The organism is Actinophytocola sp. (genome assembly GCF_036555685.1).
Classification (GTDB): Bacteria; Actinomycetota; Actinomycetes; order Mycobacteriales; family Pseudonocardiaceae; genus Actinophytocola.
This window is the reverse complement of record NZ_DATBKY010000230.1, coordinates 16,292-29,430: the sequence shown is the minus strand read 5'-3', so window position 1 is coordinate 29,430 and position 13,139 is coordinate 16,292. Positions and strand designations below refer to the sequence as shown.

Below are 13,139 nucleotides of genomic sequence, written 5' to 3'. Positions count from 1 at the left end.
TCACTGAACCGCCGAGAGCCGGCGCCACAGGGCGTCCATGAGCCGGCCCCACGCCACGTCGTCCGGCTGGTATGCGCCGGACGTGGCCAGGTACACGGCGTCGAGCAGGCGATCGGCGGGCAGGCCACCTTCTTCCCGCGCCTTGGCGGCGAACTCCGCCACCAGCCGGTCGCGGTGCTCGCCGCCGGGATCCAGCAGGTGGTTGGCCACCATCGCGGCCAGCTGCTCGACGTTCGGATCCTGCATCTCGAGCTGCAGGCAGCGGCGCAGGAACGCCGGCGGGAACTCGCGCTCGCCGTTGCTGGTCATGACGACGACCGGGAACGCATGGCAGCCGACGCGGCCGTCGACGACCTCGGCGGTCCGGTTCGGGTCGGCGGTGTGCACCGTGACGTTCGGCGTCCGGTTGCGGACGCGCGCGAGCTCCTGGATGACGAACTCGCCGTCCTCGAAGATGCTGAGCAGGTCGTTCGGCAGGTCGGCCTCGCTCTTGTCGAGCTCGTCCACCAGCAGGACCCGCGGCAGCCGGCCGGGCAGGAACGCCGTCCCAAGTGGACCGAGGCGGACGAAGTCGCCGATCGGCGGTTCCTCCCGGCCGCCGCCGGTCGCCGCCGCCTGAGCGCGGCCGATCGCGTCGTAGCCGTACAGGCCCGACGCCAGCGAGGTGTGGCTCGTGATCGGCCAGCGCAGCACGCGGCCGAGACCCAGCTCCCGCGCGATGCGGTAGGCCAGGCTCGACTTCCCGGTGCCGGGGTTGCCGGTCACCAGCAGCGGCCGGCGCAGGTACAGCGCCGCGTTGACCATGTTCAGCTCGTGCGGATCCACGTCGCGGTCCGCGAGGTGGAACTCCGAGCCGAGCCGGCGGCTCGACTCGCCGTCGTCGTCGGGTGGCACGTCGTGCTCGGGCAGTGGGCCGCCGTGGAAGTCGCGCCACGGCGGTGGCGCCGGCAGGATCCGGGTGAGGTCGATGTCGTGCAACGGGCGGCCGGTGCCCCGGTAGATCCACCAGTCGGGCGCGACGAACCGCTGTTCCGGCGTCGCCTGTGCGCCATGTTCGTTCACGCTCATCCGCGTCCCCCTACCGTTGAGTCGGGATTGACGGTTGGTCGAGAACGATTAGACGTTTGGGATCGTCCCACATTACCACCAAATCGCGAGCCAGACTGTCATTGAACGGTAAAGCGGACGCCACGCAAGCTGATTTGTGACGTGCGGGTAGGTCCAGAAATCCGTTTTCGCCCTCGAGAAGCCAGCGAACGAGTTCGCGCAAATCCTCGGCGCCCGCCGCGGGATGCCAGAAGATCAGCGGCAGCCCGGCCCGGAACGCAGCCGTCAGCTCGTCCGGTCCGTCGTCCGGTTCTTGTTGTGCCGGCGGTGGTTCGGCCATCACCAGGCCGACCCAATGGGGGTCGCTGAGCACGGCATCGATAGGGCGCTCCTCGAGCTGCATAGGCCCGAACGGGTGAATTCGGTTCACCGACGGGTCTTTCAGCATAGAGTCCGCACGCAAGTGCCAGGCGCGGTGCCAGTGGGTCGCACGCATTCTTTCCAGCGAACGAAAAGTCAGCTCATAGTCGAACGCGAGGGGCCGCGGTTCGCCGGAATCGTGTTCCTTGCGCCACCGGCGGATGGGCAGGTGCAGGAGGCTGCGGGGGAGGAGGAATTCGACCGCGGCGGAGACCCCCTGGCCGGACCACACCCGCTCGGCGTCGAGGATCACGTCGTCCACGCGATATTCCAGCTCGTCGACGCTCACCTCGAGGACACCGCCGCGGGTGGGCGGCCACTCCCGCGGATCGTCCTGCCGCCAGAACGAGAGCACGCAACGGCGTGCCGGGTCGATCGAGTCGGGTTCCAGCGCGATCAGCAGGCGCAGCTGCGGCTCCGCGGGAATCGGTACCCGGCTGGACCGGCGGTCCGCCAGAGCGGGCCCGAGCCGGAGGCGGTGCGCCTGCTGGTCCACCCACGCCATCACGTTGCCGCCGACCGCGTCATCCACTTCCGCCGCGAGCAGTTGCAGGAAGGACAACGCAGGTGGGACGCCGTCCGGCCCCGCATTGAAGTCGGCGAGATAGACGAACACGTCCCACGCCGAGCTGCGGCGCGGAACCGGAATCGCTGAGCCGGCGGCACGGCTGACGAGAGTAGCGAGGTGCGGAACCTCGATGCGAGCCAGCCAGGTACGCAGGTTCTGGAGTTCCGCCGTCGGGACCACGCCCAGAACGTTCTCGTCGGTGAGTTCCGCGTCTATCGCGGGAATGACGTCGTCCGGTTGCGTGCCGCCCGGCGCCGGCGCGGAATTGCTGCCCGGCAGCCGGAGCCACGCCTGGGCGGTGAACTTCTTGACCTGGACCGGGATCCGGCGGTACTGGTCGGGTGCCGTGCCCGGGTCCTGCTGGATCACCTCGCTGAAGAAATGGTCCGACACGATGAGCGCGACCAGCCCGTCGGACTCGGCGAGCGCGGATTTCGCCTCGCCGGCCTCCAAAATACGGAATGCCAGGTTCACGGCGTTGCCGATCCATCCGTTGTCGTCCCGGCGAATATCACCCGCGTGTACTCCGACCCGCAGCTTGAACTGCGCTGTCTCGTTCCGGGTGTGGTTGTAGCGGCGAAGTGCGGCCACCAGCCGGTCCGGAAGCCGGTCGGCCAGCTGGCTTTTCGACACGTGCGCGGGGACGAGGACCAGCGCGCCGTCACCGCGGTCCTCGTGCGTGCAGGAGTCGAAATCGACACCGGAATCGGCGAACGCGGTCTTGAGGATGTCGTACAGGCCCTCGTGCATCGCGAACATGTCGTGGACATTCCGGTCCGGATTCGTGAAGTCGGCTACGTCGACGACGACAATGGTCCGGTGCTCTGTCGGCGACGGTTGCGACACGAGCCCGTCCCTCCCCAGTCGTACCGGAGCCGGCTCGCCGAACCTGCCGACCCCATGATTGTCGGACTTCCGAGCGTATCGACTTTGTGTCACCTGACACAGGCATCTTCGTCTTATCCGAGTACGCGACGTCACCGCCGGGCGGGCCGCGGTCGTCGAGCCGGACGCCGAGCGGGCGCGCAACCGCTTCCTCATCCGGGCCGGCGGCGGCTCGGATGGGTCGTTCAACCCCGCCCGGACCCGAACGCTCCATTGTGGACCCCGCCGTCGAGCTCGGCGACGCCGCGAAGCGTCCTGCCGCACGGCCGCGGTGGCTACCGCCGGCGCCGAGCCGAGACACTCGCCGACCTCACGCGCACGCGGGCACTCCTCGCCGCGGTCGAGCCGTTCGGGAACTGCTAGCCGGAGGTGGAGGCGTTGGCCGCCGTCTGGCCGGCCTCGGGGGACGCGCCGGCGAGGTCCAGCTCGGCCCACACGATCTTGCCGTCGGGGTGGACCTCCTGGCCCCAGCCGCGCGTGTAGGCGTTGACGAGCAGCAGCCCGCGGCCACCGTCCTGGCCGGGGGTGCGCGGGGCGGCGTGCTCGGTGGAGCCGTCGGCGACCTCGACGCGCAGCGTGCCGGGCGCGCGGCGCAGGCTGATCCGGAACGGTGCCTCGGCGTGCCGCAGGGCGTTCGACGTGAGCTCGTCGACGACCGCGAGGGCGTCGATCAAGGTGTCCTCGTCCAGGTCGGCCAGCATCTGTCTGGCCCACCGGCGAACCCGCGCGAGCTCGGTGAACTCGCCGGTGATGACGAGAACCTCCGCCGGTTCATCCGTCATGATCTCCGTCCCTCGCCCCGTGCCGATCTTCACATGCCGATCTTCAACCATCGCTCCGCGTGGAACGAGGATTACCCGATCCCCCGAGAAGCATGCACGCCGGTCAGGACCGGCGAATCACGCGGCGCCACCGGCGACCTGCCGCTGAACTGGACGTCGTCGGCCGAACGGACCGCGGAGCCGCGGGGCTGCGACTCGGTCGACGCGGCGGTCGCGGCCGTGGCGCAGGGTCGCTGATCTCGGGTACACGGGGCCATCATGGTCGAGTGACGTCCGAGCCGCACACGAGCCACGCCGATGGCCTCACGGGCCTTGGCGTGAGCCCGGGCCGGACCGCGGGGCCGGTGTACCGGATGTCCCCGCCGCCGACGCTGCCCGCCGACGTGCCACCGGTCGCCGACCCGGCCGGGGAGGTGTCGGCCGCGGCGGCGGCGTTGCGGTTCGTGGCCGACGAGCTGACCCGGTTGTCGCGGCAGGTGGCGGGGACGGCGTCGGAGGTGCTGGACACCGAGGCGATGATGGCGGTGGACCCGACGCTCGCCGATGCGGTGGCGCGCCGCGTCGACGCGGGCCGGCCGGCGGCGTGGGCGGTCACCGACGCGGTGGCCGAGCAGCAGGAGGCGTTCGCGGCGATCGGCGGCTACATCGCCGAGCGCGCCGCGGATCTGGCGGACGTGCGCGACCGGGCGGTGGCGCGGCTGCTGGGGCTGCCGATGCCTGGCCTGCCGGCGCCGGGGGAGCCGTACGTGCTGATCGCCGAGGACCTGTCGCCGGCGGACACGGCGCTGCTCGGCCCGCGGGTGCTGGCGATCGTGACCCGCCGGGGCGGGCCGACCAGTCACACGGCGATCCTGGCCAAGGCACGCGGGCTGCCCGCGGTCGTGGGGTGTGCGGGCATCCTCGACCTGCCCGACGCCACGCCGGTCTCGGTCGACGGCACGACCGGCGTCGTGTCGGTGGTGGCCGCGGCGGCCGTGCCGGAGGTCCGCGAGGCGGCGGCGCGCGACCGGGCCCGGCTCTCCTCGCTCACCGGCCCCGGCCGCACCGCGGACGGGCGTCCGGTGCCGCTGCTGCTCAACGTCGGCGGCGTCGCGGATGTCGTGGCGGACGCGGAGGGCGTGGGGCTCTTCCGCACGGAGTTCCTGTTCCTGGACCGTACGACGGCCCCCACCGTCGACGAGCAGGCCCGGGCGTACGCCGAGGTGTTCGCGGCCGTACCCGGCAAGATCGTGCTGCGCACCCTGGACGCCGGCGCCGACAAGCCGCTGCCGTTCCTGGGGCTGGCCACCGAGGACAACCCGGCGCTGGGCGTGCGCGGCCTGCGCGTCGCCCGCGACCACCCGGCGGTGCTCGCCGACCAGCTGGCGGCCGTCGCCCGCGCGGCGGCCGAGACCGGCGCGGACGTGCAGGTGATGGCGCCGATGGTGGCGACCGCGGCCGAGGCGGCCGAGTTCGCCGCCGCCGTCCGGTCGGCCGGCCTGCCGGTCGCGGGCGTGATGATCGAGGTGCCGGGGGCGGCGCTGCGGGCGCGGGCGCTGCTCGAGGCCGTCGACTTCGTGAGCATCGGGACCAACGACCTGAGCCAGTACACGATGGCCGCGGACCGGACGAACGGCGAGCTGGCGGGCCTGCTGGACCCGTGGCAGCCGGCGGTGCTGGAGCTGGTGGCGCGGACCGCACGGGCGGGCGCAGCGGCGGGCAAGCCGGTCGGCGTGTGCGGCGAGTCGGCCGGGGACCCGCTGCTGGCGCTGGTCTACACGGGGCTCGGCGTGACGTCGCTGTCGATGTCCGGTTCGGTGCTGCCGGCCGTGCGTGCCTCGCTGGCGGCCCGCTCGTTCGCGGACTGCGAGTACCTGGCACGCCTGGCCCTCGACGCGCCGGACGCGGCCACCGCCCGCCGCGCCGTCGCCGGGTCCGTCGCCGGGGCCGCCACGTAGTCAGCTCGCCGGCGGCAGGGACGGGGTGTACAGCCAGGCACGGAACAGCGGTGCCAGGTCGATCTCGGTGTGCCGGCCGGCCATCGCGACGAAGTCGTCCGTCGTGGCCGTGGCGTGGCGGTAGGTCGACGTCCACTCGCGGAGGGTTGCGAAGAACGCGCGGTCGCCGACCGCTTGGCGCACGGCGTGCAGGGTCAGCGCGCCCCGCTGGTACACGCGGTCGTCGAACATGTCGCGCGCCGGTGGGTCGCCGATCGCCAGGTCCTGCGCCTGCCCGGCCAGGTTCGACCGGGACACGGTCGCGATCGCCGCGGCCGGCTGGCCGCCCGAGCGCTCCGACCACAGCCACTCCGAGTACGCCGCGAAGCCCTCGTTCAGCCAGATGTCGCGCCAGTCCGCCAGGCCCACGCTGTTGCCGAACCACTGGTGCGCGAGCTCGTGGGCCACCAGCCGCTCGAAGGAGCGCCGGCCGTCGACGTGGTTCGCGCCGAAGATCGACAGGCCCTGCGCCTCGACCGGGACCTCGAGGTCGTCGTCGGTGACCACCACGCCGTAGTCCTCGAACGGGTACGGGCCGAACAGGTCGGTGAACAGCGCCATCATCTCCGGCTGCCGCGCGAAGTCGTGCCGGAACGCCCGCAACCGCGCGCGTGGCACGGCCGCGTGCTGGCCCTCCGCGAGCTGCACCCACTCGTACCGCCCGATTTGGACGGTGACGAGGTACGTCGCGGTCGGCGCGTGCTGGACGAACTCCCAGCGCTTGTTCCGCCCGGCGGACGTCCGCGAGCTGAGCACCCCGGCGGCGACGACCGTGTACTCGCTCGGCGCGGTCACCCCGATGCGGAACGTCGCCTTGTCCGCGACACGGTCGTTGCACGGGAACCACGACGGCGCGCCGACCGGCTGGCTCGCCACGATCGCGCCGTCGGTCAGCTCGTCCCAGCCCAGCTCGCCCCAGTGCCGCGTGCGCACCGGCACCGGCCGCCCGGCGTAGCGCAGCTCCACGTCGAACAGCGACCCGCGCGGGAGCACCCGGCCGAGCCGCACCCGCACCTTGCCGCCCCGGTGGGTCCACCGCGCCGGCTTGCCGTCGACCGTCAGCCGGTCCACGGTGAACGCGCCGAGGTCGAGCGCGAACGCCCGCACGGTGTCGGCGGCCACCGCGGACAGGTGCGCGGTCCCGGACAGCCGCCCGGTGGACGGCTTGTACGCCAGCTCGAGGTCGTAGTGCCGCACGCGGTAGCCGGGGTCGCCGTGCCCCAGCAGGTCGGCTTCCCGGATCGGCATCGTGATACCGCCGGGTTACTGCCAGGCCGCGACCGGGTTGCCGAGCCAGCGGGTCCCCGCCGGCACGTGCTCGCCGCGCATGACGAGCGACGCCGGCCCGACCGTGGTGTGCGCGCCGATCGTCGTGCCGGGCAGCACGATCCCGTGTGGACCGAGCGTCGCGCCGGCCGCCAAGGTCACCTGGTCCATACGCAAGATCCGATCATGGAACAGGTGCGTCTGCACGACGCACCCCCGGTTGACGGTTGCCCCGTCACCCAACCGGACCAGATCCGCCTCCGGCAACCAGTACGACTCGCACCACACGCCCCGGCCGACCTTCGCGCCGACCGCGCGCAGCCACACCGACATCGCGGGCGTGCCGCCGATCCCGCCGACCAGCCACGGCACCGCGAGGACCTCGACGAACGTGTCCGCGAGCTCGTTGCGCCACACGAACGAGCTCCACAGCGGGTGCTCGTGGCTGCCGAACCGCCCGACCAGCGCCCACTTGACCGCCGCCGCCAGCGCGCACGCGGCCACGCCGGCGTCGAGCAGGAGCACGCCGCCCGCGAGCGCGGCGAGCCAGAAGCCGTGCCCGGCGAGGGCCTCCAGCCCGGCGAGCACGAGCACGGCCAGCGCCACGGAGATCATCACCGGCACCACCCGGCACAGCTCCACCAGCGCGCGGGCCACGACGAGCCGCCGCGGCGGGGCGAACGTCCGGCTCTGGTCGCCGTCCTCGACCGCGCGCGGCAGCTTCATCGGCGGCATGCCCAGGTACGAGCTGCCGCGCTTGGCCCGCTTCGGTGCCGCGGACAGCACGCCGACGAGCCCGCGCTTGGGCACCGCGCGGCCGGCGGCCGTCATGCCGGAGTTGCCGAGGAACGCGCGCTTGCCGACGCGCGCCTGCGCGAGCCGCAGCCAGCCGCCGCCGAGCTCGTAGGAGGCGACCATCGTGTCGTCGGCCAGGAACGCGCCGTCCCCGACCGTGGTCATCGCCGGCAGCGCCACGACGGTCGACGCCTCCACGCCGCGGCCGACCTTCATGCCGAGCGCACGCAGCCACACCGGCGTCGCGAGGCTCGCGTACAGCGGGAACAGGTGGGCGCGGGCCGAGTCCATCAGCCGCAGGGCCGCCCACGCCTGCCAGGCGACCCGCCCGCGCACGGGGTGGTGCCCCTCGCGCAGGCCGATGCCGAGCAGCCGCACGCAGGCGAGGACGAGCAGCGCGTGGGTGGCGAGCCAGGCGAGCGTCGCGACCGGGACGGCGAGCAGCGCGCTGCCGAGCGCCGCGCCGAGGGTGGGCGAGCCGGCGACGAACAGGCCGGCCAGGTACAGCGCGGGCAGCGCGGAGACCGCCGGCAGCAGGCCCAGCAGCACCGAGGTCACGTCGTAGGCGAGCGACCAGCGGCGTGGCCGCGGCGGGCGCTGGTGCGGCCAGCGGCGGGCCGCCTTGCCCTGCTTGGTCGCCGGCACGCCGGACCAGCGCTGGCCGGTGGGCACCGAGCCGCGCACGCCCGAGCCGGGGGCGATCTCCGCGCGCTTGCCGATCCGCGCGCCGGGGAACAGCGTGCTGCGCGCGCCGACCACGGCGCCGGCGCCGACGCGGATCTTGCCGAGGTGCACGACGTCGCCGTCGACCCACCAGCCGGACAGGTCGACCTCGGGCTCGACGGCCGCGCCCTTGCCGAGCCTGAGCATGCCGGTGACCGGCGGCAGCGAGTGCAGGTCCACGCCCGGGCCGATGCGCGCGCCGAGCGCCCGCGCGTAGTGCACGACCCACGAGCCGGTCAGCTCGGTGGCGCCGACCCGCTCGGCCAGCTGCTCGGCCAGCCACAGACGCACGTGGACGGAGCCGCCGCGCGGGTGCTCGCCCGGCCGCACCCCGCGCAGCAGCAGCCGGGCCCCGCCCGCGGCGAGCGCGACGCGGCCGGGCGGGCTGTAGAGCAGCAGCCAGCCGGCGCCGACGACCCACCAGGACACCGTGGGCGCCCAGGCGAACTGGAGCAGGTTGTTGACCGCCGCGAGCGCGACCGTCCAGCGCAGGCCGACGATCGTGAACAGGGGGAGCAGCAGCACGGCCTGCAGCAGGCCGGTGCGCCGCGGGACCGGCGCGACGACGCGGGCCGGGCGGTGCGCGTCGGCCAGCGCGTCGAGCCGCGCGGCGAACGCGGCCAGCGTGGGGTGGTGGTAGACGTCGCCGACCGAGACCGTCGGGTGCTCGCGGCGGACCAGGGACACCAGGCGGGCCGCGGCGAGGCTGCCGCCGCCGCTGGCGAAGAAGTCGGCGGCCGGTCCGGCCGGTGCGCCGCCGAGCACCTCGGTCCACGCCTCGCCGAGCCACTTCTGGGTGCCGTGCAGCTCGACGCGGTCGGATTCGACGACGGACGGCAGCGGCCACGGGAGAGCGGCGCGGTCGACCTTGCCGGACGTGCGCGTGGGCAGCGTGTCGACGACGGCGAGCCGGGGAACCAGCGCCGCCGGCAGCGTCGCGGCGAGCCGCTCGCGCGCGGCCGCGAGGTCGACCTCCCCGACGAGGTAGCCGACCAGCAGCTGCGTGCCGGCGGCGGTCGTGCGCACGGCGGCGGCCGCGCCGGCCACCCCGGGCAGCGCGAGCAGGGCCGCGTCGACCTCGCCGAGCTCGACGCGCCGGCCGCCGAGCTTGACCTGCTCGTCTGCCCGGCCGAGGAACACGAGCCCGTCCGGCTCGGCGCGGACGAGGTCGCCGCTGCGGTAGGCACGCGGCCAGTCCAGCGCCGGCGCGTACTTCTCCGCGTCCTTGGCGGGGTCGAGGTAGCGGGCGAGGCCCACGCCGCCGATGACCAGCTCGCCGGACTCGCCCATGGCCACCGGCTCGCCCGCCGCGTCCACGACCGCGAGCTCCCAGCCGTCGAGCGGCAGCCCGATCCGCACCGGGCCCGCGCCGGTCAGCCGCGACGCGCACGCCACGACCGTCGCCTCGGTGGGTCCGTAGGTGTTCCACACCTCGCGGCCGTCCTGCGCGAGCCGCTCGGCCAGCTCGGGTGGGCACGCCTCGCCGCCGAGGATCAGCAGCCGGACGTCGTCGAGTGCCTCGCCCGGCCACAGCGCGACGAGCGTCGGCACGGTGGAGACGATCGTGATCTCCTGCTCGACCAGCCACGGCCCGAGGTCCATCCCCGTGCGCACGAGCCAGCGCGGGGCGGGCACCAGGCACGCGCCGTGCCGCCACGCGAGCCACATCTCCTCGCAGGAGGCGTCGAACGCGACAGACAGGCCGGCCAGCACGCGGTCGTCCGGCCCGATCGGCTCGTCGGTCAGGAACAGCCGCGCCTCGGCGTCGACGAACGCGGCCGCCGCGCGGTGCGTGACCGCCACGCCCTTGGGCGCGCCGGTGGAGCCGGAGGTGAAGATGATCCAGGCGTCGTCGTCGAGCTCGGGCCCGCCGGTGTGCCCGCCGGTCACGCCGCGCATGGTCACCTCGCGGCCCGCGCCGAGCACCGCGCAGACGCCGGCCTCGCCGAACACCAGCTCGGCCCGCTCGTCGGGGTCGTCGGCGTCGACCGGCACGTAGGCGGCGCCGGCCGCGAGCACGGCGAGGATCGACACGTACAGGTCGGCGGTGCCGGACGGGACCCGCACGCCGATGCGGTCACCGGCGCCGACGCCGTTCGCGGCGAGCTTCTGGCGCAGCTCGTCGACGTGCTCGAGCAGCTCGGCGTAGGTCAGCGTGATCTCGCCGTCGTCGAGCGCGGGCGCGGCCGGGTGGCGGCGGGCGGTCTCGGCGAGCACGTCGACGAGGGTTCGCGGGGCCGGGGCAGGGCCGGTGGCGAAGCGGGCGATCGCGGTCCGGTCGAGTACGGCCGTCATCGAGCGTCACCGGGGGAGCGCAGGCGCAACTCGTCCTCCAGGTCGTGGGGGCTGCGCCGGTCACGGTTCGCAGCGGCGCCGAGCGCCCCCGCGCGTTCGGCCGACCTGCGAGTTTACCGGGTCGTGACCGACATCGCCGCCGCCGCGCGGGGTGGGCTTGCCCACGCGCCGGTGGGCGAGCGATCACACACGAAGAGTGATGGACAGGAGTTCGTAAGGGGGCGGTAAGACGCAAGCGCGTCGCCGGGTGTGATCATACGGGCGGGAACGGTCACCCCGGGCTGCCGCAGCGGCGGTGTCGGCGGCCGACGTTCGGGTGGCGCGGTCCCTGGGGCGGCGCATGACGAGCCCCTGATGTGCCTCCCACAAAGCCGCGGCCGCCCGGCGGGATTCCGGGCGGCCGCGGTTTGCGGTCTCGTGCCTGCCGGTCAGGCGGTGGCGTTCTCGCTCTCGCCGGTCTTGTCGCTCTCGCCGGTCTTGTCGCTGTTGTTCGACTCGGCCTCGGCGACGATCCGCTGCTCCTCCTCGCGGTTGGCGCGGTACTGGCGGATCGAGTAGACCAGCGCGGCCGCCCACACCACGTAGATGACCGCGTAGACCGGCCAGCGCACGGCGTCGCTCGCGTCGATCCAGTCGCTCTTCAGCAGCGTGCGGATGTTGGTCACGATGATGATGCCGCCGACCGCCGAGCCGAGCACCCGCGGCGGGATGTGCCGGACCAGCCAGGCCGCGACCGGGGCGGCGATCACGCCGCCGACCAGCAGGGCGAGCACCCACGAGAAGTCGATGCCCTGGGAGCCGATGCCGACCAGGAAGCCCAGGCTCGCGGCGATGGCCACGAGGAACTCGCTCGTGTCGATCGAGCCGATGGTCTTGCGCGGCTCGAGGCGGCCGCTCGCGAGGATGGCCGGCGTGCCGACCGGACCCCAGCCGCCGCCACCGGTCGCGTCGACGAAGCCGGCGACGAGACCGAGCGGGCCGAGGAAGCGCTTGCGCAGCGGCTTGCCCAGGTTGTGCCGGGGCAGGCCGAACGTGGTGAAGCGGACGAGGATGTAGACGCCGAGCGTGAGCAGCAGCAGCGACATGATCGGCTCGGCCGCCTCGGTGGACAGGCTGGAGAGGAACGTGGCCCCGGCGAAGGCGCCGACCGCTCCCGGGATACCGATCTTGGCGACGACCTTCCAGTCGACGTTGCCGAACCGCCAGTGGGAGAGCCCGGAGGCCAGCGTCGTGCCGATCTCCGCGAGGTGCACCGTCGCGGACGCCGCCGCGGGGTTGGTGCCGATCGCCAGCAGCAGCGTCGTCGATGTCACCCCGTAGGCCATGCCCAGGCTGCCGTCGACGAGTTGGGCTCCCAGGCCCACCAGAGCCAGTAAGACCAGCTGTCGCATCTCGTCATCCATTTCGTCGGTCGGATCCCATTGCATCCTCCGGACCGGAACGTGCTGTCGCCAACACGGTCCACATGCCGGAACATCCCGTGGGAAGTTGGCCGCGCCGTCTTGCGTATCCAGCGGTTGGACGCTAGCAGGTCACCCTGGGTGATCCGGCCGAGCGAGTCACGCGATGCATATCGTGTTCGTCAATTACCGACGAATTCCGTGCACCAGATCAGTCAACGATTCAACCTAGCGCAGCGTAGCCGGAACTGAGTACGCTCCGTGACGCGCTTTCCCGCGTGCCGGCCACGGGAATTCCCGCCCGGCGGAATCTCCGCCCACTGGGGGTGGCATCACGATGACCGTGCTGGTTCGCCGAATTCGGTCGGCGCTCTTTCCCGTCGTCCTCGACGCCGCGTGGCCGAGATTGCTGGTCTACGGGCTGTTCTGGGTCTCGACCGTCGTGCTCGCAGCGGTTCTCCTGATCGCCGACCCGGTTTTCGGGACGTTCGTGGTCGGCATCCCGCTGCTTCTCGTGGTCCTGGTGCGCGAGCGCGGCCTGGAGGGAATTCCGACTTTCCTGTTCGGTGCGGCCATCGGCTCGTCGGTGGTATTCAGTATATTTCTCGGCCAGGCTCGCGGTGTTTTCCACGAGGGCGTGCTGATCGCCGGATTCGTGATCTTCCTGGTCTGGGTGGGCGCATATCCGGTCATGCTGCGGCAGATGGACCGGCAATATCTCCTGGAGCGTTTCTCCGTCGCCGAGGACGCGATCCCGGTGCAGCCACACTCCGTGGTGCGCCTGTACGTGGTCCGGGTGTGGATGTCACTGCTCGCGACCGGCGTGCTCGTCGCCGCGCTCGTGCGTGACCCGCTCGGTTTCTAGGCAGTCCCGCCTCCCCGGAACGCCGGCCCGCTGGACAGACGACCTCCCTTCTTGATCGATTTGTGCACCGGCCTGGGCAACTTCGCGGCGCTTCCCGGCGTCTAGGTCCATGTGGTG

At 73.0% G+C, this 13,139-nt stretch carries 9 protein-coding genes; 3 read left to right on the top strand and 6 right to left on the bottom strand.

Annotation, left to right across the window (positions count from 1 at the left end; translation table 11 throughout):
• The 3 genes from VH969_RS21860 to VH969_RS21850 form a co-directional block, all read right to left on the bottom strand.
• Entirely contained in the window at positions 1 to 1,068 is a 1,068-nt protein-coding gene (locus VH969_RS21860; protein ID WP_331977124.1) for an AAA family ATPase, read from the bottom strand.
• A 10-nt stretch (positions 1,069 to 1,078) separates the two neighbouring features.
• Positions 1,079 to 2,881, bottom strand: a complete 1,803-nt coding sequence (locus VH969_RS21855) for a VMAP-C domain-containing protein (RefSeq protein ID WP_331977122.1) — start codon at positions 2,879 to 2,881, stop codon at positions 1,079 to 1,081.
• Positions 2,882 to 3,279: 398 nt separating this feature from the next.
• A complete protein-coding gene (locus VH969_RS21850; protein ID WP_331977120.1) occupies positions 3,280 to 3,702 on the bottom strand; it encodes an ATP-binding protein in 423 nt (140 codons plus the stop codon).
• A gap of 33 nt (positions 3,703 to 3,735) precedes the next feature.
• On the opposite strand from VH969_RS21850, the gene VH969_RS21845 reads away from it, so the two are divergent.
• Both VH969_RS21845 and VH969_RS21840 read left to right on the top strand, forming a co-directional pair.
• Positions 3,736 to 3,939: a hypothetical protein gene (locus tag VH969_RS21845; protein WP_331977118.1), complete on the top strand. Its 204-nt coding sequence runs from the start codon at positions 3,736 to 3,738 to the stop codon at positions 3,937 to 3,939.
• 29 nt (positions 3,940 to 3,968) lie between these two features.
• Positions 3,969 to 5,639: a phosphoenolpyruvate--protein phosphotransferase gene (locus VH969_RS21840; protein ID WP_331977116.1), complete on the top strand. Its 1,671-nt coding sequence runs from the start codon at positions 3,969 to 3,971 to the stop codon at positions 5,637 to 5,639.
• On the opposite strand, the gene VH969_RS21835 is transcribed toward VH969_RS21840, so the two are convergent.
• The 3 genes from VH969_RS21835 to VH969_RS21825 form a co-directional block, all read right to left on the bottom strand.
• Entirely contained in the window at positions 5,640 to 6,926 is a 1,287-nt protein-coding gene (locus VH969_RS21835) for a M1 family metallopeptidase (RefSeq protein ID WP_331977114.1), read from the bottom strand.
• A 15-nt stretch (positions 6,927 to 6,941) separates the two neighbouring features.
• Positions 6,942 to 10,757 carry a Pls/PosA family non-ribosomal peptide synthetase gene (locus VH969_RS21830; protein WP_331977112.1) on the bottom strand — a complete coding sequence of 1,272 codons (3,816 nt, stop codon included), beginning with the start codon at positions 10,755 to 10,757 and terminating at the stop codon, positions 6,942 to 6,944.
• A gap of 428 nt (positions 10,758 to 11,185) precedes the next feature.
• Positions 11,186 to 12,148 carry a sulfite exporter TauE/SafE family protein gene (locus VH969_RS21825; protein WP_331977110.1) on the bottom strand — a complete coding sequence of 321 codons (963 nt, stop codon included), beginning with the start codon at positions 12,146 to 12,148 and terminating at the stop codon, positions 11,186 to 11,188.
• 346 nt (positions 12,149 to 12,494) lie between these two features.
• On the opposite strand from VH969_RS21825, the gene VH969_RS21820 reads away from it, so the two are divergent.
• Positions 12,495 to 13,022: a hypothetical protein gene (locus VH969_RS21820; RefSeq protein ID WP_331977108.1), complete on the top strand. Its 528-nt coding sequence runs from the start codon at positions 12,495 to 12,497 to the stop codon at positions 13,020 to 13,022.
• Positions 13,023 to 13,139 lie beyond the last annotated feature (117 nt).

What these genes read in the sequence shown, in the direction of transcription:
- VH969_RS21830 (WP_331977112.1), bottom strand. Translation starts at nt 10,757, where the DNA reads ATGACGGCCGTACTCGACCGGACCGCGATCGCCCGCTTCGCCACCGGC.
- VH969_RS21820 (WP_331977108.1), top strand. Translation starts at nt 12,495, where the DNA reads ATGACCGTGCTGGTTCGCCGAATTCGGTCGGCGCTCTTTCCCGTCGTC.
- VH969_RS21825 (WP_331977110.1), bottom strand. Translation starts at nt 12,148, where the DNA reads ATGCGACAGCTGGTCTTACTGGCTCTGGTGGGCCTGGGAGCCCAACTC.
- VH969_RS21850 (WP_331977120.1), bottom strand. Translation starts at nt 3,702, where the DNA reads ATGACGGATGAACCGGCGGAGGTTCTCGTCATCACCGGCGAGTTCACC.
- VH969_RS21835 (WP_331977114.1), bottom strand. Translation starts at nt 6,926, where the DNA reads ATGCCGATCCGGGAAGCCGACCTGCTGGGGCACGGCGACCCCGGCTAC.
- VH969_RS21845 (WP_331977118.1), top strand. Translation starts at nt 3,736, where the DNA reads ATGCCGATCTTCAACCATCGCTCCGCGTGGAACGAGGATTACCCGATC.
- VH969_RS21860 (WP_331977124.1), bottom strand. Translation starts at nt 1,068, where the DNA reads ATGAGCGTGAACGAACATGGCGCACAGGCGACGCCGGAACAGCGGTTC.